The following is a 23731-nucleotide window of genomic DNA, read 5'->3' as shown; positions in this document are numbered from 1 at the left end:
CATGCTTTTGTTCCGTTCATTGATCCTGCTGCTGACGCTGGTCGCCCCGACAGCGTTCGCGGACGGCCTGTATCAGGTCGAGGTCCTGCTGTTTCGCCAACATGGCGAACCCGCCTCGACCCGCCAGCGCGTGCCGGAAAACTGGGACAATGGCGCGCAGAGAATCGACTCGGGCAATGAACGAAGCCCCGCGCTGATGGATCTGGCGGGTAAACTTCAAGGCAGCGGCGGCTATGACGTGCTGATGCAGCGCGCCTGGCAGCAGAACATCGGCACCGAGCCCGGCAAAATGGCGGTGACCAGCGGTGAAGAGAAACTCGGGCATTTCCCTATCGAGGGCACCGTGACTCTCGCCTTGGCGCGCTTCACTGATATCGATGCGCAATTCTGGGTCAATCAGCTGGACCCGCACGGCGTGGTCATCAGCAGCGAACGGCTGAAGCAGACCGCCAGGGTGAAAAATGGCGAGCTGACCTATCTGGATAATGGCAACCTCGCGTTGCTGATCAAGGTTTCTCCTCTTTGATTTTTTACGTACGCAAGGGACGCTGCGGCGCTCCCTTTCTTTTGAGTATCGCTGCGGCGTAGGGCTTTTTAAAACTTGTCGTCCATCCTTGAAAAAGTCCTGGCCGCGGCCTGGACAGACTTATTCCACGATCGAACGCTTGAGCGAGGGCGTGACTATGCCCGGCAAAAACGCATCGTGCTGGAAGACTCCAGCCCGCAGATCATCCGTACTGCATGCCGGGGCTCTGGCCTGCAGATCTATACCCAGACCCTGCTGTTCAAAGACCCTGATCGCTACAAGAACTTCCTGACCTGCAAATGCACCTGCCCGGTTCGCAACGACTGCAAACATTGCGTGGCAGCGATGCTCTTTCTTCAGGACCCGGAAAACCGGCCACTGTTACAGGCCGCTCTGAGTTCGCACCAGCGGGAGATAGAGCAACAGGTCGAACAGCAGGCAGTGCAACGACTCAAACTGCCGGAGCGCTTGATCGATGACCTGCAACCTCGCCCCAGACTGATACTGGCGAGCATCGAGTTCAGTGCCTACGAGCCACGTAACGGCCGCATGCAGCGACACATCCAGCATCGCGCCGCACTGGCATTTGCCTACGGCAAGCACTACGCGGTCGGCACCACCAACGTGAGCATTCTGGTCAGTTCGCTGGGCAGTGATCTGGTCAACCAGAAAAGCGACATCATCGAACACACCGAAACCGAAACGCTGCGCATACGTCGCCAGGGCGAGAAGGAACGGCAGCTGCGTCAGGAACTCGCCGATCTGGGCTTCAAGGTCGCAACCCGGCAGAGCAAGGCGTTGCCTGACAGCGCTGGTGACATGTACGAACTGCCCAACGACAAGGCATGGCTGCATTTCGTACTCGACGACCTGCCCCGGCTGCGTGAGCAAGGCTGGGAAATCGAGATTCAGGAAGAGTTCGGCTTCGATGTCACGCCAGTGGAAGACTGGTACGCGGTAATCGACGAAGAAAACGAGCGCGACTGGTTCGACCTGGAACTGGGCATTATCGTCAACGGCGAGCGCCTGAGCCTGCTGCCGATCCTGATCAACCTGATTCGCAGCCATCCCGAACTGATGAGCCCTACCGCCGTGGCCAAACGCGGCGACGAAGAACAATTGCTGGTGCAGCTCAACCATTTCACCCAGAGCGGCGGCAGCCCGGTGCAGATCGCCCTGCCCTACGGCCGGCTCAAGCCGGTGCTGGCGACGCTGGGTGATTTCTACTGGCGTCAGGACGGCAACAACGCGCTGCGCATGAGCAAGGCCGATGCTGCACGCCTGACCCAGCTTGAAGACCTGCCGCTGACCTGGCAGGGCGGCGACCGTCTGCGCCATTTTGCCGAGCGCCTGATCAACATCAAGGACGCACCGGTCAGCCTGCCCGATGGCCTGAACGCCACGTTGCGGCCCTATCAGCTGGAAGGTCTCAGCTGGATGCAGTCGTTGCGCGAGCTGGAAGTGGGCGGCGTACTGGCGGATGACATGGGCCTGGGCAAAACGCTGCAGACCCTGGCGCATCTGTTGATGGAGAAACAGGCCGGACGCCTCGACCGACCTGCGCTAGCGGTCATGCCGACCAGCCTGATCCCCAACTGGCTGGACGAAGCCGAGCACTTTACGCCAGACCTCAAGGTGCTGGCGCTGTATGGTGCCAATCGTCACCAGGACGCAGGCAACCTGCAGGATTACGACCTGATTCTGACCACCTATGCGCTGCTGCCAAGGGACCTTGAGCTGCTTGAAAAGCAGCCCTTCCACGTGCTGATTCTCGATGAAGCGCAGTACATCAAGAACCCCAATAGCAAGGCTGCCCAGGCTGCACGCAACCTCAATGCACGTCAGCGCCTGTGCCTGAGCGGCACGCCGCTGGAAAACCACCTGGGCGAGCTGTGGTCACTGTTTCACTTCCTCATGCCCGGCTGGCTGGGCAACAGCAAGGAATTCAACAGCAACTACCGAACGGCCATTGAAAAACACGGCAACCAGGATCGCCTGCATCACCTCAATGCGCGCATCAAGCCGTTCCTGCTGCGCCGCACCAAAGAGCAGGTGGCGACCGAGCTGCCACCCAAGACCGAGATCATTCACTGGGTAGATCTTAACGACGCACAGCGCGACGTATATGAAACCGTGCGTCTGGCGATGGACAAAAAGGTCAGAGACGAGATCACCCGCAAGGGCGTGGCGCGCAGCCAGATCATCATTCTCGAGGCGCTGCTCAAGCTGCGTCAGGTGTGCTGCGACCTGCGACTGGTCAATCAGGACATGCCGGCCAACAGCAAGCAAGGCACCTCGGGCAAGCTCAACAGCCTGATGGAGATGTTCGAGGAATTGTTGGCCGAAGGTCGCAAGATTCTGCTGTTCTCCCAGTTCACCTCGATGCTCAGCCTGATCGAAGAAGAGCTGAAACAGCGCGGCATTGCCTACGCATTGCTGACCGGCTCGACGCGTGACCGACGCACACCGATTCACGACTTCCAGAGCGGCAAGCTGCCCATCTTCCTGATCAGCCTGAAAGCCGGCGGTACCGGCCTCAACCTGACCGCCGCCGACACCGTGATCCATTACGACCCCTGGTGGAACCCGGCAGCAGAAAACCAGGCCACTGACCGCGCTTATCGCATTGGCCAGGACAAGCCGGTATTCGTTTACAAAATGATCGCGCGCGGCACCGTGGAAGAGAAAATCCAGCGCCTGCAACGGGAAAAATCGGCACTGGCAGCCGGCGTGCTGGACGGCCGAACCAGCGGCGACTGGAAACTGCGCGACGAAGACCTGCAGGCCCTTTTCGCACCGCTGCCCGCAGCGCCGAAAAAGACCCGAAAGTGACCTGACCCGAAGCGCTTATTCTCCAGTGACGGACTGAAGAATCTGCGCCGTGGACAAGACCGTGGCGTATTCGCCGTGCAGATTGGCCAGAGACATCGCATGCACCTCTTCGGCACTGCGCGGCGTGCCGAAGAAGTCCTTTTGGTCGAAGGTGAAACAGGCGTCATGCGCCACCACCACCTCAAAGCCCAGATTGCCACCGCTGCGCGCAGTAGATTCGACGGAGTTGTTGGTCACCACGCCCGCGATCACCACCTGCCTGATCCCGTCAGAACGCAGCCACATCTCCAGAAACGACCCGCAAAATGCGTCAGGCACCTGCTTGCTCAGCTCACGCTCATCGGCGTTTGGCAGAAATGCCGATTGATACTCGACGCCAGACTGCTCAGGCCAGAACACCGACTCAGGCGATGTCGAAAAATGTCGCACGTGGATCACCGGGCGTCCGCAATGCCGCCAAGCGTCAAGCAGCGCGCTGATATGCGTCTCTGCCTGCGGGTTATTGCGCCGCCCGAGCTTGGGGTGATTGATGCCCTGTTGCAGGTCGATCAGGATCAACGCGCAGTTGCCTTGAATATCCATGATGAATCAGTCCGAACTTTTGGTTCAGCAAGACTATCGCAATCAGGGTCTATTCTGGTCGCAATCGTCGACAAGCCAAGGCTTGCCCGAGACCGGCCCAACAGGAGAACACCATGATCGAACACCTCAAACTCGCTGGCAAAGTAGCGCTGGTGCAAGGCGGCTCACGTGGCATCGGTGCAGCCATCGTGCGGCGACTGGCCAAAGACGGCGCCGCAGTGGCATTTACCTATGCCAACTCCGAAGTCAATGCGCTGGAAATTCAAGACAGCATCAATGCCAACGGCGGAAGAGCACTGGCTATTCATGCCGACAGCGCTGACGAGAAAGCTCTGCGCCAGGCGGTGCAGACAACCGCCGAAACCCTTGGCAGACTGGACATCCTGGTCAATAACGCAGGCGTGCTGGCGATTGCCCCGCTCAACGAATTCAGCATGGAGGATTTTGACAGGACGCTGGCCATCAACGTACGCAGCGTGTTCATCGCCAGTCAGGAAGCCGCCCGGCATATGGAGGAAGGCAGCCGTATCATCAACATCGGCAGCACCAACGCCGACCGCATGCCCTTTGCCGGCGGCGCGACCTATGCCATGAGCAAATCGGCCCTGATCGGTCTCACCAAAGGCATGGCCCGCGACCTCGGTCCGCAAGGCATCACCGTCAACAACGTACAGCCCGGCCCGGTCGACACCGACATGAACCCGGCGCAAGGCGAATTCGCCGAAAGCCTGAAAGCGCTGATGGCGCTCCCCCGCTACGGCACAAGCGAAGAAATCGCCAGCTTTGTTGCCTACCTCGCCGGCCCTGAAGCTGGCTTCATCACAGGCGCCAGCCTGACCATCGACGGCGGCTTCAGCGCCTGATCGCCCCGAGACAGGCGGCCCCATGAAACGGGGCCGCATCGCCTGCCTGAGCCATTTACTGGCGAATAAGCATTTATTTGCTTAACCACATGAAAAATCTGAAAAAAAGTTTTGCGTTAAGAAAAGCTTTCGACTACATTAGCGCGCCTCGGCAGACACAACGTTGTCGTCGGGATACGGTGAGGTGTCCGAGTGGCTTAAGGAGCACGCCTGGAAAGTGTGTATACAAGAAATTGTATCGAGGGTTCGAATCCCTCCTTCACCGCCATATTTGAAACACGCAAAACCCCTGAATTCATTGAAGAATTTCAGGGGTTTTGTGGTTTCTGGGGTCTGAAAGATTCAATCAAACGGCTGAAGTACTCAGGATTGGGGGCGACCCTCTATGTTTCAGCAATCGCTTTTGCATCGCGAGACTGCAGTGAGATCCCGAGAAACTCGCCGCCTTTGACGCTCCATTTCAAGCACCTCAGCCGATGCACATTCCCCGACGCTGACAGTAATTCGCCAAGCACCTGAAGCTTGCCCTGGCCCCACTGCCAGGCACAGGAGGCTTCACGAGTGAAGCGCCTCAACTATCGCGGCAAGCAATAAGCAGGCGCTAGCCACTAGGGTAAGCCGCAACCGCATCGGCAGGTACCAGGCGGGCAAGCTAATAATCCGCAACAGCTGTCTGTCCTGCCGGAGGTGGGCAACTAAGCCGATGACCAACAGCAAGCAACCCAATGGCATTGGCAATAACGTGGCAATCCAGGCAATAAGCGCAGGAATGATACTCCAGACGAACCGAGCGCTTCTCTGCTCGGCACTCATGTCTTGCGCGGTCATGGCGAAACCCCAGTGCAAGGCTCCGACAAAGCTCAGGATAACTGCACCATAGTTAACTAGCGCAATCGCAATCAACGGCTGATGGTCGAGAGAGAACGGGACCAGCAGCGCTAGAAAAATAAACGGCAACAGACCGCCATAACCCAGCAGTCTGACGTGCTTTGGCAGAGAGGTTGAAGGTAACGCGTTCATTTGTATTCCTTGCAGTGAGCGAAACTCAGGGCTGAAGACCCAAAAAAGGCCTCAGACCCGCTACAAAATCTTCCAACTGGTTAGTTGATGGTGATGATGATATCAGGGCTGATTGCTTTCTCGGTTTACAGTTTCTCTGAAGCCTTCTGGCGCAGAATCAACATGTCGGTGCCGAGAGTACCAAGGCCGTACGATGCCGGTAATGACATCTAGCAGGGTATGCGGGATAAAGAAACTCTATGAGCGTGGCGAGTTTTACTGGCACCAGGGTCGCCAAGTCAGTGAGTTATCAACGATGTCGATTGAGGCACTGAACTCGTCCTGCATGTGCTCGAGAACCCTATCAAGGCTCGGGTAGGCTTTAGAGCCTCGCAACGTGGTAACCCGCTGGAGTAGTTCTCTTCCTTCGGCCACCGGCATCTGGATCGCAGTACACGGTGTCATCTGACTACTACAGCTGTCTCAGCACACTCGCCTGTTTCCAGGCATACCTCAAGCTCGGTGCTGGAATGTCCGCTCCCGCCCTACGCCAGTCGGCGCATGGACAATTCCATCTGCCCCATAAGGTCTCTCTGCTCTCTCAGGGACAGCACCAGCCGCGCGATGGATCTGCTGCTTTCTACCTCGGAAAAAGACAGCCCCATCACGTATAACTGGATATCGCCTGATTGAGGGTGCAGAAGCTTCACTGAGAAGGTTTCATTCGACGCTACGACGCACTCGCACCGGGAAGGCAGAAAAGCTGTTTCAAGAACTCGCTGAATATCGGTTTTTGAAAACATGGTGCGTCCTCTGAAAAGGGCCAAATCGTGATGTGAAGTGTAGACGAGTTTTATGCCAATAGGTTTCCGAACTGCGCAACTACAGCAGGCTGTTTTGCCTGATCAAGGCACTGGCTTGTAACGCATCCCCCTCTCTGGTCTAAAGTACTCTCTCCTGAACTCTCAGAGCCTCGACGACATGAATGAACGCGCACGTGACTTGGCGTCTCGTCTGATCCGCAACTTCAATGAGGCGCCACTCGCACAGGAAATTCGCGAGCCGCTGTATGAAAGCGCAGCTGCCCGCCTCGGCACGGGAACCGCGGCGCAAAAGCTTGGGGCCTCGATTGACGTTGTCGCGCCAGGCAAACGCTCGTGTCCTTATCACTTTCATCATGCGCAGGAAGAAATGTTCGTAATCATCGAGGGCGAAGGCAGTTTGCGTGTCGCAGGCGAGCTGCTGCCAATCAAGACGGGCGACATCGTGTTCATCCCGCCAGGCGCTGAATACCCTCACCAGATCATCAATACTTCGCAGGCACCGCTGAAATACCTGTCGATCAGCACGCGGGAGACGCCGGAGGTGTGTGAATACCCGGACTCAGGCAAGTATCAGGCGATGGTTTCAGCCAACGGAACCCGTGTGTTCAGCGCCAACCAGCGGACCTCTGAAAACCTTGATTACTGGGACGGCGAACCCTGATTTCAATTGTTTTAAATTTGTATCAGGCAGTTCACGCTTTTTTCACGTTCGCGGGTTTATTGTTAACTCAATTCCCAGCAAGACCTTAAGCCCGCTACCCCCCATCGCGGGCTTTTCTTTGTCCGCAATTTGAGCACGACCTCTTTGCCATGCGCCTCACAGGTTTTGGTATACACCGCATACGACGGCTCTCGCATGTCGGGCAGATAGGGAACATCCAGCAGAAAACGATTTCCAAGCCCTGTCCATTCAGATGAAAACCCTGCAAACATGAAAAAAACCCTGAAAATGCTGGCCCTCACCGTTGCGTGCATGGCAGGTGCTCCGGCCTATGCCGCGTGTCAAATGGCCCCTGTCGCCTACGACATGCCATCGCAACGCCTGGACGAGGCGCTGCAGCAACTGGCTCATCGCTCCGGATGCCCGATCAACGTCAATCTCGGCGCGGACAGCAGCAAAAAAGTGAAAAAATTCAAAGGCACATTCACTCCGGATCAGGCTCTTTGGCTGGTGTTGAAAAAGACCGGGCTGGAGGGCTACCTCGAGAACAATAGCCTGACGGTTGATCGACGCGGGCAGGAATTTGTCCACACCCGTGCGCAAGAGCTTCGCCAGTCAATCGACGCAGCGGGCGTACGAATGGAAGCCAGAAAAAAGAAGCGTTTTCTCCATCAACTCGACAGTCTCGAGGCCGGAGCGAAAAAGCTGGTGCTCGAACAGAGTTTCGTCAGTGCAGCCGAGATGGCGAGTTACAAGCGTGACTTCGATGAACTGGCGAGTCAGGTGCCTGCCAGCAAGTGAGCGGAAGAAAACTGCGTTAAGATTCGCCGCTTTTGACCGAATGGCCGGATGCGCGAGGGGGTATGGATGAAAAAGACGGCGTTATTGGTGTTGGCCTTGATGCTGCACTCGCCTGCACAAGGTGCAGGCGATGCGGAAGCCGGCAAAGCGGTCTTTACGCGGCTGTGCTCCGGCTGCCACAAGATAGGCCCTTCAGCACGCAGCGCTTTTGGCCCGCCACTGAACGGCATCATTGGTCGGCAGGCGGGGCAGCAGGAAGGCTATGTCTATACCGACGCAATGAAAAATTCCGGGGTGGTCTGGAATCGAGAAGAATTGCGCACCTACATCAAGGACCCCAGCGAGGTCGTGCCCGGTACGCGGATGAAACTATGGTGGATGGGCAGCGATGAAAAAATGGAAGATCTGCTCGAATACCTGGATGCAAACAAGTAGCAAAAGCCGGAAAACGAATTGCCCTCGGTGCTCACCAAGGGCAATCGGTCAATTACTTGTCGGGCGTGTATGGAGGGTAGTCATCCTTGCTGCCTTTATCACTGGCCGGAGTCTTTGCAGGCTCGGTCGGGTCGATTTGCGGGTCTTTGGTCTTCGGTGACTCCTCATCAAAGCCCGGATGATTCTTGTCTTCGTTGTTGCCTGGCGGTGTGCCGGTCATATGCGCCTCCACTGTTGAAATTCAGAACCTGATGTTCAGAAAGCAAATCGGTATAACCGTGCGACGCGACTGACGAACGGCCCCTTGCAGCAAGAGGGTCTGGCGACACCTGGAAGCAACTGGTAGCCTTGCGCCATATAGGGAGAAACCATGAAAAGGCTTTCAATCACACTTGCCTTTGCAGCCTTGCTGGGCGCAAACGCGGCACACAGCGAGATATTCAAATGCACGTCGCCGCAGGGCAAGGTGAGCTATGCGTCGATCCCCTGCGATGAAACTGCACAAAGCGCGCTGCAGCGTCAGGGGCCGCCGAACATACGGCGCGAGGGCGAGCCGCTGGATTACGTGCACAAGACCAACCTCAAGGCCACTGAATACCTGAAGGTCGGCGGTCGCACTCGTGTGACAGTGTACGAAACGGAGCGCTACAAGGCCTATCAGCGAAACCGCCCTCCAGCACCGAACGTGCCTTCGCAATGTCAGAGCCCGCTCTACAACAGTCAGTGCTTCGATCCTTCGGGCGGCATGTCCTCAAAAAAACAAACGGCTCGCCAGGATGGCGCCCGGTAACTTACTGAGCGTTTTTGACCTCTGCACGCACTTCACTTATCTGTATCTCGGGGATCAGGTCGGTGTAGTTGATAATGTCGCCATTAATCCGCTTTGAGTGCGGCCCCATCCCGGCTTCGAAGTCTTCGATGGAATCGCAATAGATATGGCACATGGCGATGTACGCTGGGTCCGAACCTGGCGTAGCACCACCGATACCTCTGTCGACACTGTAGCCCTTGCAGTAGTCACCCATCAGTTCCTGCACCAGTGGCAAGTGGTTGTCGCGATAGTAATCATGGTTGAAACGGGCGCCCTCTTCATACGCATACAGCACGCTGACTTTGATCATATCGATGTCCTCTTGATTGATTGGTCACAAATGCTCGGACCCTCTGGCGATTGTCGCGTTCAGCTGCTGACATCAATGAGCGGCTCGCGCACAATCACGCCGTCTTGTCGGGTCGCCCATCACCACGGCCCGGCCATCAAACAGTATGAGGAACAGGCATGAATACACTTGAGTGGAACGAGGCTGCGCTGGCGAAATACCTCGCGGCCCATCCGACCCTGAAAGATGAAATAAGCGTGCTGAGCCCCAAGGAGCAAAAGCAGCAATTGCAATGGGCATTCGAGGACGAGGCCGAGACGCAGGGCATCGAGCCGTGGGAGCTGGCACTGGAATTGATTGCCGAATCACCTGAACAGCTGAAAAGCATGCGTCTGGAGGCCCATGCCCAGGTGGCAGAAGCACTGGGCATGGAATGGGACGAGTATTGCGGCCTGAATGATATCCAGCCGTGAGCACATAAGCGCACGCGTTGTTTCGTGACCCGGCAGTCAGCGCTTTACCTCGTCTTTGTGGATGAGTAACGTCTGCTCACTTCAATAAAGGAATCACACCATGAGTGATCTGGTCTCGTACTCTCTGGACGACGGTGTCGCCACGCTGACCCTGAACAATGGCAAGGTCAATGCCATTTCTCCAGACGTGATTGTTGCGTTCAATGCGGCCCTGGATCAGGCGGAGAAGGACCGGGCAATCGTTATCCTGACCGGTCAGCCCGGTATTCTCTCGGGTGGCTACGACCTCAAGGTCATGACATCAAGTCCCGAAGCTGCCATCAACTTGGTCACTCAAGGCTCGACGCTCGCGCGGCGCATGCTGTCGCACCCCTTCCCGATCATCGTCGCGTGCCCCGGCCATGCCGTTGCCAAGGGCGCGTTTCTGCTGCTGTCCGCCGACTACCGGATAGGCGTTGCAGGCCCGTTCAGCATAGGGCTCAACGAAGTGCAGATCGGCATGACCATGCACCACGCCGGTATCGAACTGGCCCGCGATCGACTGCGTAAATCGGCTTTCAACCGCTCCGTGATCAATGCAGAGATGTTCGATCCGGAAGGCGCGATGGCCGCAGGCTTTCTGGACAAGGTAGTCAGCGTCGAAGAACTGCAGGACGCCGCTCTGGCGGTTGCTGGGCAAATGAAGAAAATCAATATGAGCGCGCACAGGAAGACCAAGCTAAAGGTCAGAAAAGCGCTGCTCGACACGCTTGAGACAGCCATTGAGCAGGACCGCCAGAACATGCTTTGATGCACGACGCTGGCCCGCATGTGCGGGATTTTGCTTAACGGCGAACTCATCCGCATTTGATCAATCTGATCAGCACCGCGCATGAACCTTTGCGCCACTGACATATTGAAGAAGTGATAGCACCATGGGTCGAGTTGTTGCAGCAGCGGTATACAGCAAAGGCAAGAAAGTCCGCGATATCAGTCTGGAGGAAGGCGCTGCCTGGGCCGCCAAGCCTGAACACTTCGTATGGATCGGCCTGGAACAACCCAGCGCAGACGAACTGACCAGTCTGAAAGAGCAGTTCAACCTGCATGAACTGGCCCTTGAAGATGCGATGGAAGTTCACAGTCGCCCAAAGCTTGAAACCTTCGGCGACGCGCTGTTCATCGTGACCTACGCACCCGTTCGCGATAACGGCAAGCTGCTGTTCATCGAAACCCACATATTTGCCGGCAAGGGCTACATCATCACGTCGCGCAATGGCCACTCCAAGTCCTATGGGCTGGTGCGTCAGCGTTGCGAAGCCCGACCGCTGCTGCTGGAGCACGGCGAAGATTTCGTGCTCTACGCCCTGCTGGATTTCGTGACCGAGAACTATCAACCGGTAACCGAAGCCATCCACGCCGAGCTCGAGATGCTCGAGCAAAGCGTGATCGGCGGTTCATTGCGTGAGTCTGACATCCAGCACATTCATGCCCTGCGCCGCGACCTGCTGCGGATGCGTCGCTACGTGGCGCCGATGGTTGAAGTGGGCGAAGAACTGCAGCGCCTTAGTTTCCCTTTCATCGACAAGAACATGCGCCCCTACTTCCGCGATGTAGAGATTCACGTCAAGCGGCAGATGGAAGACCTGGGCAATTTGTGCGACATCGCCAGCCAGACCATAGAAATCGGCTTGCTGCTGGAGTCCTCGCGACAAAGCATCGTGCAGCGCAAGTTCGCTGGCTGGGCTGCGATTCTGGCCTTCCCGACGGCGATTGCCGGGATCTATGGCATGAACTTCGAGAACATGCCCGAGCTCACCTGGCACTACGGCTACTTCATCGTGCTGGGCGTGATCTTCGGTGGCTGCGCAGCGCTGTTCGCCAGTTTCAAACGGTCGGGATGGCTGTAGCGTGGAGCATCCATCGCTCGCAGATAAAGCTTGAATCAGGCCCGATCATCGGGCCTGTGGGCCACAAAGCGCATCATCCATTCAGCCACAATCGCCCCGTGGTGGTCATGATCCAGGCTGGCGACACCCTGCCGATACAGCTGCTCGCCCAGCGCCTCCTGGCGAAGCTCCAGCAAGCTGCGTGAAAAGTCGTGAATGAATTCAGGGTGTCCCTGGAAGCACAGCACTTGATCATTGATGTGATAGGCCGCAAACGGACAGAAATCACTGGACGCAATGACCGTCGCCTGCTCTGGCAGAGCCGTGACCTGATCCTGATGACTGATCAGCAGCGTAAGCCTGTCCATGCCCGGGGTCATCCACGGCCTGGCCGACGCCAGCTGATAGTGATGGATACCCACACCCCAGCCCTGCGCAGCCCGCTCGGTTCTGCCGCCCAGCAGCAAAGCCAGCAACTGGTGGCCGAAACAGATGCCCAGAAGTTTTTCGCCACGCTGATACAAGCCCAGCAAATAACCTTTCAAGACTTGAATCCAGGGGTCGGTGCCAAACGAATCGGCTTTGCTGCCAGTCACCAGGTAGGCGTCAAAGCGCTCGCTCTCAGCCGGATAGACACCCTGGACGACGTTGTATACCGACAACTCTGCAGCAATAGGCTGAAGGGCGAACAGTTGCTCGAACATCCGCCCATACCCGTGATACTGCTCGACCAGCTCAGGCCGGAGATTATCGGTTTCAAGAATGCAGATGCGTAACGACATAAATGGGACCCTGAAGCGGCGATGAGGCGAGAATATACGGTGGAGACTGCCCTGTAGGCATGCCCAAATCAAGCGATGAGCGTGCCAGACGAATGCTTGATCATCGCAGGAAATATCCGACTCGGACGAACGGTAGAAAACTGATGATTATGTTCGACGTGTCTAGCAAAGGCCTTCAGGTCATACGCTGCAATAGTTAATAACATTAAGATCGATTATTTCGCTCTCAAATGCCTAACAGGTATAAACCCCTGCATTTATGACCTCTATGGTTAGAGTTGTAACAGGATTCGCGCAAAATCCATTCAGCGCTCGGGCCAGCGGTCAATTGACCGCGCCCACTTGTTCAACGTGCAACCTTGCGAGCCGTCGAATCGGTCATGCCTTCGACGCGCTTTTGTCGCTCAGGAATAACAACAAAAGGCGGTCAGCCATGCTCAAACTCAAGCTCAAACATCCTAAAGTACGCCAGGCAGGACTTATTCTCTTCACTACTACCCTGCTATTGATAGTGCCCAACCTGAACAGGTTGTTTGGCTGATCCGCTACGCTTTCGGACAGTATGTAACTGTGCCACTATTTCCACTCGCACTGATGGAGATGGGTTCATGCGCCAATGGATTGCTGTTTTTGCGCTGGTCGGCAGCGTTGCTGCACACGCCGGCGTTGTAGATCAGGCAGCCGCCGTGGCTGCACTGAAGGAAGGGAAGCTGGCGATGGATATTCGTAGTCAGACCGACTACGAAGCAGGCTCGGTGCTGAATGCGGTGCGGGTTGACGACAGGCGACTGGTAAACCAGATGAAGCAGGTAATCGCCGACCGCAATGCGGTGTTCGTCATCTTCAGCAGTACTGACAGCAAGGCCGACAAGGCGCAGGAAAAACTAAGGGCCGCAGGTTACTTCAGCGTGATCAATGGCGGTAACTACGAAGAGTTGCACAATGCGCTTTACGACATCACTGACGACCCTGCCGAGTAAGCAACGGCCGGAGGATGAAATCCCGGCCGCCTGACCTTCACGTCCAGCGCATCATTGATGCTGTGTCTGAACCTGCACCCGGGTCTTCACCTTTGGCGTGCCGGTCATGGGCGAGACCACGACCTTGGCATGCATCTGCTCAGACCCGCCACCCCGGCGCATGCCGCGCACCGGGCAGGCATCCAGATAATCCAGCCCGACCGCCAGCTTCAAATGACGCTCGGGGATGGCCAACTGATTCGTCACGTCGAAGCTGTACCACGCGTCGTCAATCCACGCTTCGGCCCAGGCATGGCTGGACAGGTGTTCGCTGTCTTCACTGCACAGGTAACCGGATACATAACGCGCCGGCACGCCCATAGTGCGAGCGCAAGCCAGGAAGGCGTGAGTGTGGTCCTGACAGACACCCGAGCGTCCGGCAAACGCCTGAGCGGCGCTGGTGTCGACCTCCGTTGCGCCCTGGGTGTAAGTCATGTGCTGGTTGAGCGCATGCATCAGGTCGATCAAGGCTGTGCGGTCGGCGCGCTTGCGACACTCCGTGGCGGCGAAGCTGCGAATCGCCTCGTCCGGCTCCGTCAGCCGCGTGACGCGCAAAAACGGCAATGCCGATTGACTTTCATGCTCTGACTCACGCGTCTCGTCAATCTCGACCTGGCCACGCGCGCCGATGATGATCGCCTCGTGGGGCTCTTCAAGGCTTAACACGTGCAGGATATTGCCGAACGGGTCGATCTGCGCGCGCACCGGGCGCGGCAAGGTCAGTTGCCAGCTAAGCACTTGCTGACGCTCGCTGTCGTGAGGCGTCAGGCGCAGATACTGGATACTGGAACGCACCTGATCATCATAGTGATAGGTGGTTTCATGGCTTATAGAGAGTCTCATGCAGCCTCCAGATACGAAATGTGGATCGCATCACCCAGTTGGGCCAGCATTGGAATGAATTCGTTCAACCACTCGTGCAGGCCTTCCTCGAGGATCTCGTCGATGCTGGTGTAGCGCAATCTTGCGTCCATCTCGGCCGCCATGCGCTGCGCAGGACGACCGTTGACGCCTGGCAGGCTGGCCAGAATGACGTCCATTTCTTCCAGGCAGGCGCGCAACGAGCGCGGTATATCAGCCCGCAACAGCAACAGCTCGGCTACCTGACGCGCGCCTGGCGCATCGCGATAGACTTCGGTATACGCTTCGAACGATGACAGCGCACGCAGCAAGGCGCTCCACTGGTAATAACCCGCAGCGGAATTATCCGCCGCGGCATTGGCCTGTGGACCACGCAGCTCGAGCATTTCGTAACGCGCGTCGAGCATCCGCATGGTGTTGTCGGCGCGCTCGATGAACGTGCCCAGACGAATGAAACGGAACGCGTCGTTGCGCATGATGGTGCCGTAGGTCGCGCCCCGGAACAGGTGAGAGCGCTCCTTGACCCATTCACAGAAGCGGCTCATGCCATAGCGGGTCAGCCCCTGCTGGGCGATGCCGCGAATTTCCAGCCAGGTGGAGTTGATGTTCTCCCACATGTCTGCGGTGATTCGGCCACGCACGGCATGCGCACTGGCCCTGGCGGCGCCCAGGCAGCTGTAGATGCTGGCCGGGTTGGTCGCGTCCAGCGCGAAGAAGTGCAGCATGCGCTCGGCATGCAGTTCGCCATGACGCTCGATATAGGTTTCCAGCGTGCCGGTGATCAGCAGCGGCATGGCTATTTCATCCAGCCCGTCGCCACGCCCGTCCTGAGGCATCAACGACAGCGAATAACTCACGTCCAGCATTCGGGCGAGGTTCTCCGCTCGCTCCAGGTAACGCGACATCCAGAAAAGATCCGAGGCAGTTCTACTTAACATTGACAGGCATCCTTAATCCTCGACCACCCAGGTGTCTTTGGTTCCGCCACCCTGAGACGAATTCACCACCAGTGAGCCTTCACGCAAGGCCACTCGGGTAAGCCCGCCAGGGACGACGCGGGTTTCGCGACCGGACAGAACAAAGGGGCGCAAATCGATGTGTCGCGGGGCAATGCCGTTCTCGACAAATGTCGGACAGGTCGACAGGCACAACGTAGGCTGGGCGATATAGGCATGCGGCTTGGCTTTCAGGCGGGCCCGGAAAGATTCGATTTCAGCGGCCGTTGCAGCAGGGCCGACGAGCATGCCGTAACCGCCGGAGCCCTGGGTCTCCTTGACGACCAGATCGCCCAGATTGGCCAGCACATGCGACAGCTCTTCAGGCTTGCGGCACTGCCATGTCGGTACGTTCTTGAGAATCGGCTCTTCGTCGAGATAGAAACGAATCATGTCAGTGACATACGGGTAGACCGATTTATCGTCGGCAACGCCGGTACCTATGGCGTTGGCCAGCACCACATTGCCGGAGCGATAGGCAGCCAGCAGGCCAGGGACGCCGAGCATCGAGTCTGGGTTGAACGCCAGCGGGTCGAGAAACGCATCGTCAAGGCGGCGGTAGATCACATCGACAGCCTTGGGGCCATCAGTGGTCCGCATGAACACGCGATCATCGCGGACAAACATATCCGCGCCTTCGACCAGCTCAACACCCATCTCGCGGGCCAGGAACGCATGCTCGAAAAAGGCGCTGTTGAAACGTCCGGGCGTCAGTACCACAACGCTCGGGTTGTCCAGATGGCTTGAGCTTTTGAGGGTGTCGAGCAGCAGATTCGGGTAATGATCAATGGGTGCAATACGTTGCGCCGAGAACAGCTCCGGAAACAACCGCATCATCATTTTGCGGTCTTCGAGCATGTAGCTCACGCCGCTCGGTGTGCGCAGGTTGTCTTCCAGCACGTAATAGGTGCCGTCTCCGTCGCGTACAAGATCGACGCCGGAAATATGCGAGTACAAATCGCGGTGCAGGTTCAGACCCTGCATCGCCAGCTGGTACTGCTCGTTGGCGAGCACCTGCTCGGCGGGAATTATGCCGGCCTTGATAATGCGTTGGTCGTGATAAAGATCGGCCAGAAACATGTTCAGCGCTTTGACGCGTTGAATGCAGCCGCGTTCGACCACCCGCCACTCACTGGCCGGAATGCTGCGCGGAATGGTGTCGAAAGGAATAAGCCGTTCGGTCCCCTGCTCATCGCCATACAGCGTGAAGGTGATTCCGGCACGGTGAAACAGCAGATCGGCTTCGCGCCTGCGTTGAGCCAGCAGCTCGGGAGGCGTATCACCCAGCCAGCGGGCAAACTCCCGATAGTGCGGGCGGACTATGCCGCCAGCATCGTACATCTCGTCATAAAAGGTGCGGATCATGCCGTACTCCTTGTCACCATGGACACCAAGACCTTCGCAAAGCCCGTGCCACCGGCATAAACGCTTTTTAATCAACGGGTTAGGTAAAAAACCACCATTGCTCGCACCATTCCTGTGCATTAAACGCTCTGGCTGATTCGTTTACGCTTCATTCGGAAGCATTATTGAATCGTGAAATCTATGATCGGCATAGTCAGAGTTGATTTCCGCCACCCATATTAGTTCGCCATACTCCCCGGCAACCGAGCAAACAGGGCGCCAGACACCCTTTTTGTATCACGCATCATGTTCAGGCACCGCCTGCAGATTCTAAACAGACTTCCCTTTGAGCCACTCGATTGAGTGGCTTTTTTTTGACCACAGCAAGTGTTGCCTGACCTGGCCAGAGCCCAAAAACAAGACCGGCCGACGCGGAAAGCATTCCGAATCGGCCGGTCAATGTCTTGCATTCCGACCGAAATGCCTCAGGCATGCAGTCTTCTGATTTCCTGTGTAACGCCCCAGCCTTCGACCTCACCATCCATTGGCGAAATAACCGCCTGGAAGTCCTGCTCGAAGTCACCGATACCGTCATAAGTGGCGTACATCACTTTGCTCAATTGCAAATGCCAGGCACCGTCGTCACGTACGTTTATCTGGGTATTGAGGGATTCGCCGCGAAATTGCTCTGCAGCCTGCCGAGCCCGTTCCTCATCCGGGAAAATGGCATAAAACTCGATGGGGTAAATGCGCGCGAAATCGAAGCCGCCTTCTTTCATGCGGCGCAGTACGTTACTGCTGATGTCCTCTTGATAGGCTGTGCTCATGAAACGTCCTCCTATGCAACGATAGATAGAGTTTCAACTCTTCCAGAGCGACCACCTTGGAGAGGGCCGCCTCACGACAGATAATCCGACGTGGGGAATCAAGCATGTAGCTGACCAGGCCGGGCGCGTGTGCAGGCCGGGTATCGAGATGTCAGAGGTCATTCGAATGACCTCATATGCAGAGTAGCCCTATCGCGGGCCGGATGCCAAGTGGTTGGCACGAAAAGGTTTTTGAGCAACCAGCGGTCAGCTCATTTCTGTAATGGAAATGATCTCTACGCTGTTATGGTCCTTCAGCGTCTTTACAGTAGGTTCAGCAGTGCGGCCGTCCAGATCATTGAGATCAAGTTCATCGGTCATCGGGTAAAGGCCCTTGCGCAGCATCTGCGCAACCTCTTCCTCGCTGGGACGGGCTGCAAAATCAGCCTCAAGGCGCTGCTGCACGCCGTCCTTGTCCAGATACAAAATGGCCCACTGTTTCATCAACGCCTCCAGAACGAAGCCGGGCACTCCGGCTTATCTCATAAGGACATTTCCAGCCCCTCATTCGTTCCAACGGATTAGTGCCGGACCCGCGCGAACAGCAGGCAAGAAAAAAGACCCTTGCAGTGCATGCCAAGGGTCTTTTTCATGGGTGACAGGACTCGTCGGCTTGGCGAGTCTGTCTCCGTCAGTTGCGGTTTTTGCTGGCCTCTACACCGGCTGTGTTGTCCAGCAGGCTTTTGGTTGCAGTCTGCAGGAAGCTTTCCAGCTTGTGCTTGAGTTCCTGAGTGTCTGGAGCGTCAGGCACTTCTTCTGCGTGCGGGTTAGCGCCTAGGGTGTAGGTCAGCAATTTGGCCGGCATCTCGGTCGGCTCGATCAGGATGCGGTTGCCACTGACAATGGCCACCACCTGCTCGCTGCCCGATGGCTTGATGACGCCGAAACCCTTGTCGCCTTCCGGCAGGTTCAGCAGATCGCGCCCCCAGCACTGGTTGCGGTTCTGGCCACCCAGACGACCCATGATGGTCGGCACCACGTCGACCTGAGTACCCACGGTACTGCTGCGCTGACCGAACTTTTCCTGCACGCCAGGACCGATCAGCAGCAACGGAACGTTAAAGCGGCCCAGGTCCATTTCGGTCAGTTGCTTGTTGTTACCGAAACCATGATCACCCAATACAACGAACAGGGTGTTCTTGAAGTACGGCTCTTTTTTGGCCTTCTCGAAGAACTGGCCCAATGCCCAGTCGGCATAGCGCATGGCAGTCAGGTGCTCATCCAGCGAACCATGCCCGGTCACGCGCTCGACCGGCAAGGGATCAGGCAGTGCGTACGGCGTGTGGTTGGACAGGGTTTGCAGCAGAGCATAGAACGGCTTGCCATCCTGCCGGGCTTTCAACTCCTGCGCACCACGGTCGAACATGTCCTGATCGGACACACCCCAGGTCGGATCGGAGAAAACCGGATTGACAAAGTCATCGCGACCGACAAAGTTGGTCATGCCCTGGTTGCTGAAGAACCCCGACTGGTTATCCCAGGCAAAGTTGCCGTTGTAGACGTACACGTCGTCGTAGTTGCGCCCTGCGCTCAGCAGCTGCGGCAGGCCCGACAGCTTGTGCGCACCTTCAGGGGTTTGCATCAGGTATTCGAAACCCGGCAGGTTCGGGAAGCATGCCATGGTGGCGAACATGCCCTGGTGGGTGTGCGTGCCATTGGAAAAGAAGTGATCGAACAGCAGGCCTTCCTTGGAGAGTTTGTCGAAGTACGGCGTGATATTGGCATCGCTGCCCAGCGCGCCCACCGAATGACCGGCGAAGCTTTCCATCAGAATCACGACGACGTTGCGGATCGGCAGCGTGTTTTCGGCCGGCGGCGTGAAGTCGCGACGCACGGCGGCAATGTCAGGCTCGACCAGCTTGTCGTGGGGGGTCAGCAACATGTCGCGCACGGTCTGCTGCGCCTGATCCTGAGGCAGCGTGGCTTTCCAGATATTGTCGCGATCCTCGGACATACGGCTTTTGGCCGCAGTGATAAGAGTCAGCGTACCGTTCAGCCCCAGCTGGTTGGCAAAGTTCGATTCGGTGGTATATGCATCACCCCAACGCAGCGGCGGACCTTGGCGCAGGGTGCCGCGAATGCACACCACCATGACCAACAGCACCAGCACGAAGACGCCTGTGCGCATATACCAGGGCGCAACAGACGCCACTGTGTGGGTGCCCGTCGTGGTGACGTGGCGTGGGCGCGTGATGCGGTCGATACCCTTGAACACCAGACTCAACAGCCAGGTTACCGCAGCCCAGGCCAGCAGGTACCGGACCACAGGGAAGCCGTACCACAACATGCTCAGAACGGTCTTTGGATCTTCCTTCACGTACTGAAACACCAGGCCGTTCAGGCGCTGGTGAAACTCGCGATAGAAGTCCATTTCCATAAGGCCCAGGAACAGCGTGATGCTGCCGACCAGGGTCAGCCAGAAACGGAAAAAGCCGCGCGCTGACATGGCCCGGGCGCTGAACAGCGACAGCACCAGCGGAACTAGCAGATACATTGTCAGGCGCAGGTCGAAACGCATGCCGTTGAACAGCGCCTCAACGAACGTCGAGGCTGGCGTGTCGCCAATCATCTCGCGGTTGTAGACCAGCAGACCAATGCGCAACAGGGTGTACATCACCATCAGGGCGAAGCCGCTGAGCAGGATGTACGCCAGATGCGATTTGACAGTCGGGTTTTGCAAGCGGGCTTGCCGATGAATCTGGGCGTCCGTTTTGGCCATGGTTGTCAGGATCCGGTGGATTCAGAAGTAGGTTCAGTGGTGCAGCGACGCCCTCCCTCTCGGGACGGCGGCGTGCAGCAGGGCGCAGATATTACTTGATTGCGGGGCGCCTGGGGCCAGGTCCGCCCGTGAAGGCGCACACCTGTTCAGTTTCGCGCGCAATTCTGGGACAGAACGTGTGAAATTTCTGTCGCCAGAAGCGCGCCCAAGAGCCACTCAGGTGGTGCTTCAGACGTTCAGGCCTTGGCGCGCCGCAGGCCGGTCAGTCGTTGCTGGCCTTGTTCACAGCCTGCAGCACGTACTGTGGCAGGGCGAACGCGCCGATGTGAACTTCAGGGTTGTAATAGCGCGTAACAATCCCGCTGCCCGAAAAACGCTGACGCAGGGTTTCCAGCGGCAGTTTCCGGTAGCTCTTGTCGGTCGCCCCCCAGGCAAAGGTCATTGCCCCGCCGATGTAGGTCGGGATGGCTGCCTGATAGAAATGCCAGTCGGCAAACAGACCGTTCATGCGACCAGCAGTGGTCTGCACACCGCTCAACTGCATGAACGGCGTGCCGTTCTGAGTGACCAGAATGCCGCCTTCGTTCAGGCAGCGATGGCAGGCCTGATAGAAGTTTTCAGAAAACAGCACTTCTCCTGGGCCGATCGGATCGGTGGAATCGGAAATGATGACGTCGAACTTCTCTTCAGTGGTAGCGACGAAGCGCATGCCGTCATCGATGACCAGATTCAGACGGGAATCATCGAAGGCACCGTTGGAGTGATTGGGCAGAAACTCCTTGCACATCTCGACCACTGTGGCGTCGATCTCGACCATGGTGATGTGTTCGACTGTCAGGTGCTTGGCAACTTCGCGCAGCATGCCGCCGTCGCCACCACCGATGATCAGCACACGCTTGGCTGCACCGTGCGCCAGAATCGGAACGTGAGTGAGCATCTCGTGGTAGATGAACTCATCCGCTTCGGTGGTCTGGATGACGCCGTCCAGCGCCATCACGCGCCCCATGCGCGGGTTCTGGAAGATCACCAGATGCTGGTGCTCGGTACGTACTTCGTGAAGCATTTTTTCCATACGAAAGCGCTGGCCGTAGCCTTCGTACAACGTTTCCTGATAATCGCTCATGGGTAAGCTCCCGCTGGGTACTGATGACAGGACGGCCGACCGCCCACAACAAAAGCGCGCATTCTACGTCGAGGAACATGACAGGTCGAACCTCTCTGTCGTCAGGCTGCCATGAGTGGGGCGCAGATGCCTCGGCCCGAAAACGAAAAAACGCCTGACTACGCGAGTAATCAGGCGTTTCATGCCAGCCTGCTGGCGTGTCAGATACGCACGTTGCCGCGCGGCCCCAGGATTGCCCAGATGATCAGGCCCACTACAGGCAGCAGTACAATCAGCAACACCCAGAGAATTTTCTTTCCGGTTTCGGCGCCGCTTTTCAAAACATTGATGATAGCCCAGATATCGAGCGCCAGAATGATCAGGCCGACCAGGCCATTGAAGCTAGAACCCATGGTGTTGCCCCTAAGATGAATGCTTGCCTTCCTAGGATAGTCGCGCCGTTCGGGGGTTCCGTTGAACCAACCTTATATTCTCGGGCTCCCAATCGGGGCGAAGCTGTTTTTTCGCTTGCCATCGCGTCCACTTCTTCCAAAGGTAGTTCTTTTCATGTCGACACCCGCACAACCCCGCACGCCTTGGGCCACGTGGTTTAACCACTTGCAGAACAGCCCGCTGGTAAGCCTGGGTTTCGCGCTCGCCCTGCTGATCGTTATCGGACTGGTCGGCATCAGTGTTTACAACGCCTTTTACGGCACCAGTCAGGTCAACTTCAATCATGCGCTGATGGGGGGCACCGCAGGGTTTCTGGCCACAGCATTGGGCGCAGTCATGGCGGTTGCGCTGAAAAACGTTTCGCAACGCGCCCAGGACATCATGCTCGGTTTCGCCGCAGGCATGATGCTGGCTGCCAGCTCGTTTTCATTGATCCTGCCTGGCCTCGAAGCTGCCCGGGACATCACTAACAGCGGCCCCGGGGCAGCGGCGACGGTGGTAGCCGGGCTAGGGCTTGGCGTGCTGTTGATGTTGGGCCTGGACAGGTTCACCCCGCACGAGCATGAAAGTGTAGGACGGCAAGGGCCGCATTCGGAGCGCATCAACAGGGTCTGGTTATTCGTCCTGGCGATTACGCTGCATAACCTGCCTGAGGGCATGGCGATCGGTGTGAGTTTCGCCAGCGGCGATATGAACGTAGGCCTGCCGCTGACCACCGCCATTGCAATTCAGGACATCCCCGAAGGCCTGGCAATCGCCCTCGCCCTTCGTGCCACCGGGCTGTCGGCCTTCAAGGCAATGCTGGTAGCCATTGGTTCCGGTTTGATGGAGCCACTGGGCTCTCTGGTAGGCCTCGGTATTTCCAGCGGCTTCGCGATCGCTTATCCACTGAGCATGGGCCTGGCCGCAGGCGCAATGATCTTCGTGGTGTCCCATGAAGTCATTCCGGAGACGCATCGCAACGGCCATCAGACCTCGGCGACGCTGGGACTGATGGGCGGTTTTGCCGTCATGATGTTTCTCGATACAGCCCTGGGCTAACCGCGCAGTGCCTGCAGTGCTGGCGCGGCATGGATGCCCGCCAACGCTGTCAGCTCAAGCACACGCGCTTCGTCACGTCCATAGACCAGCACCGCCTGTAATTCGTCATCCAGTGGCTGGCTGAAATTCATCAGCACGTAGCCGCCCATATCCTTGTTCATGCTGCTCAGCTGAATCTGAATTCGGTTCAGGGCGACCAGAGGCTCGCCCTTGGCCAATTGCTTCGGCTTGATGTTGAACGTCACATCCTTGCCGAATGACTGAACAATCTGCTCGAACAGCTGCATGTAGTTGTCGGCCTGAAACAACACAGTCTCCGGCAGACTGCCGACCACCACCCACTCGCCCAGGGCGATCGGAAACGTGTCGTCGTAATTGATGTCGGGGTTGGCGGCCAGAAACGCCTGCGGGTCAGCGTAAGCCTGCGCCGCTTCATCAGCGATCTGCGCGATCTCGTCGTCGCCCATGCAGCCCGAGCTGACTTTGCTGATTAATTCGACCAGTGCGTCTTTCATAAAGGCAATCCTGCAGGGGCAAAAAAAGAGGCGCGAAGGATAACGGTAATTCCCTCGCGCCTCTATCTGCGCG

General features: G+C 57.4%; 27 protein-coding genes, 1 tRNA gene and 1 pseudogene. 14 read left to right on the top strand and 15 right to left on the bottom strand.

Going from position 1 to position 23731, the window contains the following annotated elements; translation table 11 throughout:
* Position 1 precedes the first annotated feature (1 nt).
* Positions 2 to 526, top strand: a complete 525-nt coding sequence (locus POR16_RS08580; protein WP_005887526.1) for a CsiV family protein — start codon at positions 2 to 4, stop codon at positions 524 to 526.
* 75 nt (positions 527 to 601) lie between these two features.
* Positions 602 to 3358, top strand: coding sequence for a DEAD/DEAH box helicase (locus POR16_RS08575; protein ID WP_005887524.1), 2757 nt, complete (start codon positions 602 to 604; stop codon positions 3356 to 3358).
* 15 nt (positions 3359 to 3373) lie between these two features.
* Here the strand turns inward: POR16_RS08575 and POR16_RS08570 are convergent, their stop codons facing one another.
* A complete protein-coding gene (locus POR16_RS08570) occupies positions 3374 to 3940 on the bottom strand; it encodes a cysteine hydrolase family protein (protein WP_005887523.1) in 567 nt (188 codons plus the stop codon).
* A 113-nt stretch (positions 3941 to 4053) separates the two neighbouring features.
* Between POR16_RS08570 and POR16_RS08565 the strand changes: the two genes are divergently transcribed.
* The gene (locus tag POR16_RS08565; protein WP_005887522.1) at positions 4054 to 4803 is read left to right on the top strand and encodes a 3-oxoacyl-ACP reductase family protein; all 750 of its coding nucleotides are present in this window, start codon (positions 4054 to 4056) and stop codon (positions 4801 to 4803) included.
* A 178-nt stretch (positions 4804 to 4981) separates the two neighbouring features.
* Positions 4982 to 5071, top strand: a tRNA-Ser gene (locus tag POR16_RS08560).
* A 287-nt stretch (positions 5072 to 5358) separates the two neighbouring features.
* Here the strand turns inward: POR16_RS08560 and POR16_RS08555 are convergent.
* Positions 5359 to 5823 carry a DUF3429 domain-containing protein gene (locus tag POR16_RS08555; protein ID WP_005887521.1) on the bottom strand — a complete coding sequence of 155 codons (465 nt, stop codon included), beginning with the start codon at positions 5821 to 5823 and terminating at the stop codon, positions 5359 to 5361.
* Between the two features lie 27 nt (positions 5824 to 5850).
* Between POR16_RS08555 and POR16_RS26540 the strand changes: the two are divergent.
* A pseudogene (locus POR16_RS26540) lies at positions 5851 to 6036 on the top strand (hypothetical protein); the annotation flags it as partial.
* Positions 6037 to 6347: 311 nt separating this feature from the next.
* On the opposite strand, the gene POR16_RS08550 reads toward POR16_RS26540, so the two are convergent.
* The gene (locus POR16_RS08550; protein ID WP_005887520.1) at positions 6348 to 6605 is read right to left on the bottom strand and encodes a DUF1652 domain-containing protein; all 258 of its coding nucleotides are present in this window, start codon (positions 6603 to 6605) and stop codon (positions 6348 to 6350) included.
* Positions 6606 to 6783: 178 nt separating this feature from the next.
* Between POR16_RS08550 and POR16_RS08545 the strand changes: the two genes are divergently transcribed.
* The 3 genes from POR16_RS08545 to POR16_RS08535 all read left to right on the top strand — a co-directional run bounded on the left by POR16_RS08545 (position 6784) and on the right by POR16_RS08535 (position 8523).
* Entirely contained in the window at positions 6784 to 7287 is a 504-nt protein-coding gene (locus tag POR16_RS08545) for a cupin domain-containing protein (RefSeq protein ID WP_024670687.1), read from the top strand.
* 270 nt (positions 7288 to 7557) lie between these two features.
* Positions 7558 to 8088: a hypothetical protein gene (locus POR16_RS08540; RefSeq protein ID WP_005887517.1), complete on the top strand. Its 531-nt coding sequence runs from the start codon at positions 7558 to 7560 to the stop codon at positions 8086 to 8088.
* A gap of 66 nt (positions 8089 to 8154) precedes the next feature.
* Positions 8155 to 8523, top strand: coding sequence for a c-type cytochrome (locus POR16_RS08535; RefSeq protein ID WP_005887516.1), 369 nt, complete (start codon positions 8155 to 8157; stop codon positions 8521 to 8523).
* Positions 8524 to 8575: 52 nt separating this feature from the next.
* Here POR16_RS08535 and POR16_RS26265 read toward each other — a convergent pair whose 3' ends face one another.
* The gene (locus POR16_RS26265) at positions 8576 to 8743 is read right to left on the bottom strand and encodes a DUF6021 family protein (RefSeq protein ID WP_005887515.1); all 168 of its coding nucleotides are present in this window, start codon (positions 8741 to 8743) and stop codon (positions 8576 to 8578) included.
* A gap of 150 nt (positions 8744 to 8893) precedes the next feature.
* Between POR16_RS26265 and POR16_RS08525 the strand changes: the two genes are divergently transcribed.
* Positions 8894 to 9313, top strand: a complete 420-nt coding sequence (locus tag POR16_RS08525; RefSeq protein WP_005887514.1) for a DUF4124 domain-containing protein — start codon at positions 8894 to 8896, stop codon at positions 9311 to 9313.
* Position 9314: 1 nt separating this feature from the next.
* Here the strand turns inward: POR16_RS08525 and POR16_RS08520 are convergent, their stop codons facing one another.
* Positions 9315 to 9644 (bottom strand): EthD family reductase, encoded by a 330-nt coding sequence (locus tag POR16_RS08520; protein WP_005887512.1) that lies wholly within the window; start codon positions 9642 to 9644, stop codon positions 9315 to 9317.
* A 158-nt stretch (positions 9645 to 9802) separates the two neighbouring features.
* Between POR16_RS08520 and POR16_RS08515 the strand changes: the two genes are divergently transcribed.
* The 3 genes from POR16_RS08515 (at position 9803) to POR16_RS08505 (ending at position 11982) form a co-directional block, all read left to right on the top strand.
* A complete protein-coding gene (locus POR16_RS08515) occupies positions 9803 to 10096 on the top strand; it encodes a DUF6388 family protein (protein ID WP_005887510.1) in 294 nt (97 codons plus the stop codon).
* A gap of 100 nt (positions 10097 to 10196) precedes the next feature.
* Complete coding sequence (locus tag POR16_RS08510; protein WP_005887509.1) at positions 10197 to 10886, top strand: crotonase/enoyl-CoA hydratase family protein; 690 nt, start codon at positions 10197 to 10199, stop codon at positions 10884 to 10886.
* Between the two features lie 124 nt (positions 10887 to 11010).
* Positions 11011 to 11982 carry a magnesium and cobalt transport protein CorA gene (locus tag POR16_RS08505; protein WP_005887508.1) on the top strand — a complete coding sequence of 324 codons (972 nt, stop codon included), beginning with the start codon at positions 11011 to 11013 and terminating at the stop codon, positions 11980 to 11982.
* A 35-nt stretch (positions 11983 to 12017) separates the two neighbouring features.
* On the opposite strand, the gene POR16_RS08500 is transcribed toward POR16_RS08505, so the two are convergent.
* Positions 12018 to 12743 (bottom strand): amidotransferase, encoded by a 726-nt coding sequence (locus POR16_RS08500; RefSeq protein ID WP_005887507.1) that lies wholly within the window; start codon positions 12741 to 12743, stop codon positions 12018 to 12020.
* 608 nt (positions 12744 to 13351) lie between these two features.
* Here POR16_RS08500 and POR16_RS08495 point away from each other — a divergent pair.
* Positions 13352 to 13723 carry a rhodanese-like domain-containing protein gene (locus tag POR16_RS08495; RefSeq protein WP_005887505.1) on the top strand — a complete coding sequence of 124 codons (372 nt, stop codon included), beginning with the start codon at positions 13352 to 13354 and terminating at the stop codon, positions 13721 to 13723.
* 51 nt (positions 13724 to 13774) lie between these two features.
* On the opposite strand, the gene POR16_RS08490 is transcribed toward POR16_RS08495, so the two are convergent.
* From POR16_RS08490 to POR16_RS08455, 8 genes are all read right to left on the bottom strand, one after another.
* A complete protein-coding gene (locus POR16_RS08490; RefSeq protein WP_005887504.1) occupies positions 13775 to 14605 on the bottom strand; it encodes a transglutaminase family protein in 831 nt (276 codons plus the stop codon).
* Positions 14602 to 15561 carry an alpha-E domain-containing protein gene (locus tag POR16_RS08485; protein WP_005887503.1) on the bottom strand — a complete coding sequence of 320 codons (960 nt, stop codon included), beginning with the start codon at positions 15559 to 15561 and terminating at the stop codon, positions 14602 to 14604. Before POR16_RS08485 ends, POR16_RS08490 begins: the two co-directional genes overlap by 4 nt.
* 12 nt (positions 15562 to 15573) lie before the next feature.
* On the bottom strand, positions 15574 to 16983 hold the full coding sequence (locus POR16_RS08480; RefSeq protein WP_005887502.1) for a circularly permuted type 2 ATP-grasp protein: 1410 nt from the start codon (positions 16981 to 16983) through the stop codon (positions 15574 to 15576).
* A 464-nt stretch (positions 16984 to 17447) separates the two neighbouring features.
* Positions 17448 to 17789, bottom strand: a complete 342-nt coding sequence (locus POR16_RS08475) for a ribonuclease E inhibitor RraB (protein WP_005887501.1) — start codon at positions 17787 to 17789, stop codon at positions 17448 to 17450.
* Positions 17790 to 18035: 246 nt separating this feature from the next.
* On the bottom strand, positions 18036 to 18272 hold the full coding sequence (locus POR16_RS08470; RefSeq protein ID WP_005887500.1) for a hypothetical protein: 237 nt from the start codon (positions 18270 to 18272) through the stop codon (positions 18036 to 18038).
* Positions 18273 to 18459: 187 nt separating this feature from the next.
* Positions 18460 to 20547, bottom strand: coding sequence for an LTA synthase family protein (locus tag POR16_RS08465; RefSeq protein WP_005887499.1), 2088 nt, complete (start codon positions 20545 to 20547; stop codon positions 18460 to 18462).
* A 262-nt stretch (positions 20548 to 20809) separates the two neighbouring features.
* On the bottom strand, positions 20810 to 21670 hold the full coding sequence (gene speE / locus POR16_RS08460) for a polyamine aminopropyltransferase (RefSeq protein WP_005887498.1): 861 nt from the start codon (positions 21668 to 21670) through the stop codon (positions 20810 to 20812).
* Positions 21671 to 21870: 200 nt separating this feature from the next.
* A complete protein-coding gene (locus POR16_RS08455; RefSeq protein WP_002552853.1) occupies positions 21871 to 22062 on the bottom strand; it encodes a PLDc N-terminal domain-containing protein in 192 nt (63 codons plus the stop codon).
* A 154-nt stretch (positions 22063 to 22216) separates the two neighbouring features.
* On the opposite strand from POR16_RS08455, the gene POR16_RS08450 reads away from it, so the two are divergent.
* Positions 22217 to 23143 carry a ZIP family metal transporter gene (locus tag POR16_RS08450; protein WP_024670692.1) on the top strand — a complete coding sequence of 309 codons (927 nt, stop codon included), beginning with the start codon at positions 22217 to 22219 and terminating at the stop codon, positions 23141 to 23143.
* On the opposite strand, the gene POR16_RS08445 is transcribed toward POR16_RS08450, so the two are convergent.
* Positions 23140 to 23658 (bottom strand): hypothetical protein, encoded by a 519-nt coding sequence (locus POR16_RS08445; protein ID WP_005887496.1) that lies wholly within the window; start codon positions 23656 to 23658, stop codon positions 23140 to 23142. The genes POR16_RS08450 and POR16_RS08445 overlap by 4 nt on opposite strands.
* Positions 23659 to 23731: the final 73 nt, after the last annotated feature.

Source organism: Pseudomonas coronafaciens pv. oryzae str. 1_6, from assembly GCF_000156995.2.
Lineage (GTDB): Bacteria > Pseudomonadota > Gammaproteobacteria > Pseudomonadales > Pseudomonadaceae > Aquipseudomonas > Aquipseudomonas tremae.
This window is presented reverse-complemented; position numbering and strand designations above follow the sequence as displayed.

Bases quoted from the DNA above. Each gene is read 5' to 3' on its own strand.
- POR16_RS08580 (WP_005887526.1), top strand. From the start codon at position 2: ATGCTTTTGTTCCGTTCATTGATCCTGCTGCTGACGCTGGTCGCCCCG.
- POR16_RS08570 (WP_005887523.1), bottom strand. From the start codon at position 3,940: ATGGATATTCAAGGCAACTGCGCGTTGATCCTGATCGACCTGCAACAG.
- POR16_RS08565 (WP_005887522.1), top strand. From the start codon at position 4,054: ATGATCGAACACCTCAAACTCGCTGGCAAAGTAGCGCTGGTGCAAGGC.
- POR16_RS08555 (WP_005887521.1), bottom strand. From the start codon at position 5,823: ATGAACGCGTTACCTTCAACCTCTCTGCCAAAGCACGTCAGACTGCTG.
- POR16_RS08550 (WP_005887520.1), bottom strand. From the start codon at position 6,605: ATGTTTTCAAAAACCGATATTCAGCGAGTTCTTGAAACAGCTTTTCTG.
- POR16_RS08545 (WP_024670687.1), top strand. From the start codon at position 6,784: ATGAATGAACGCGCACGTGACTTGGCGTCTCGTCTGATCCGCAACTTC.
- POR16_RS08540 (WP_005887517.1), top strand. From the start codon at position 7,558: ATGAAAAAAACCCTGAAAATGCTGGCCCTCACCGTTGCGTGCATGGCA.
- POR16_RS08535 (WP_005887516.1), top strand. From the start codon at position 8,155: ATGAAAAAGACGGCGTTATTGGTGTTGGCCTTGATGCTGCACTCGCCT.
- POR16_RS26265 (WP_005887515.1), bottom strand. From the start codon at position 8,743: ATGACCGGCACACCGCCAGGCAACAACGAAGACAAGAATCATCCGGGC.
- POR16_RS08525 (WP_005887514.1), top strand. From the start codon at position 8,894: ATGAAAAGGCTTTCAATCACACTTGCCTTTGCAGCCTTGCTGGGCGCA.
- POR16_RS08520 (WP_005887512.1), bottom strand. From the start codon at position 9,644: ATGATCAAAGTCAGCGTGCTGTATGCGTATGAAGAGGGCGCCCGTTTC.
- POR16_RS08515 (WP_005887510.1), top strand. From the start codon at position 9,803: ATGAATACACTTGAGTGGAACGAGGCTGCGCTGGCGAAATACCTCGCG.
- POR16_RS08510 (WP_005887509.1), top strand. From the start codon at position 10,197: ATGAGTGATCTGGTCTCGTACTCTCTGGACGACGGTGTCGCCACGCTG.
- POR16_RS08505 (WP_005887508.1), top strand. From the start codon at position 11,011: ATGGGTCGAGTTGTTGCAGCAGCGGTATACAGCAAAGGCAAGAAAGTC.
- POR16_RS08500 (WP_005887507.1), bottom strand. From the start codon at position 12,743: ATGTCGTTACGCATCTGCATTCTTGAAACCGATAATCTCCGGCCTGAG.
- POR16_RS08495 (WP_005887505.1), top strand. From the start codon at position 13,352: ATGCGCCAATGGATTGCTGTTTTTGCGCTGGTCGGCAGCGTTGCTGCA.
- POR16_RS08490 (WP_005887504.1), bottom strand. From the start codon at position 14,605: ATGAGACTCTCTATAAGCCATGAAACCACCTATCACTATGATGATCAG.
- POR16_RS08485 (WP_005887503.1), bottom strand. From the start codon at position 15,561: ATGTTAAGTAGAACTGCCTCGGATCTTTTCTGGATGTCGCGTTACCTG.
- POR16_RS08480 (WP_005887502.1), bottom strand. From the start codon at position 16,983: ATGATCCGCACCTTTTATGACGAGATGTACGATGCTGGCGGCATAGTC.
- POR16_RS08475 (WP_005887501.1), bottom strand. From the start codon at position 17,789: ATGAGCACAGCCTATCAAGAGGACATCAGCAGTAACGTACTGCGCCGC.
- POR16_RS08470 (WP_005887500.1), bottom strand. From the start codon at position 18,272: ATGAAACAGTGGGCCATTTTGTATCTGGACAAGGACGGCGTGCAGCAG.
- POR16_RS08465 (WP_005887499.1), bottom strand. From the start codon at position 20,547: ATGGCCAAAACGGACGCCCAGATTCATCGGCAAGCCCGCTTGCAAAAC.
- speE (WP_005887498.1), bottom strand. From the start codon at position 21,670: ATGAGCGATTATCAGGAAACGTTGTACGAAGGCTACGGCCAGCGCTTT.
- POR16_RS08455 (WP_002552853.1), bottom strand. From the start codon at position 22,062: ATGGGTTCTAGCTTCAATGGCCTGGTCGGCCTGATCATTCTGGCGCTC.
- POR16_RS08450 (WP_024670692.1), top strand. From the start codon at position 22,217: ATGTCGACACCCGCACAACCCCGCACGCCTTGGGCCACGTGGTTTAAC.
- POR16_RS08445 (WP_005887496.1), bottom strand. From the start codon at position 23,658: ATGAAAGACGCACTGGTCGAATTAATCAGCAAAGTCAGCTCGGGCTGC.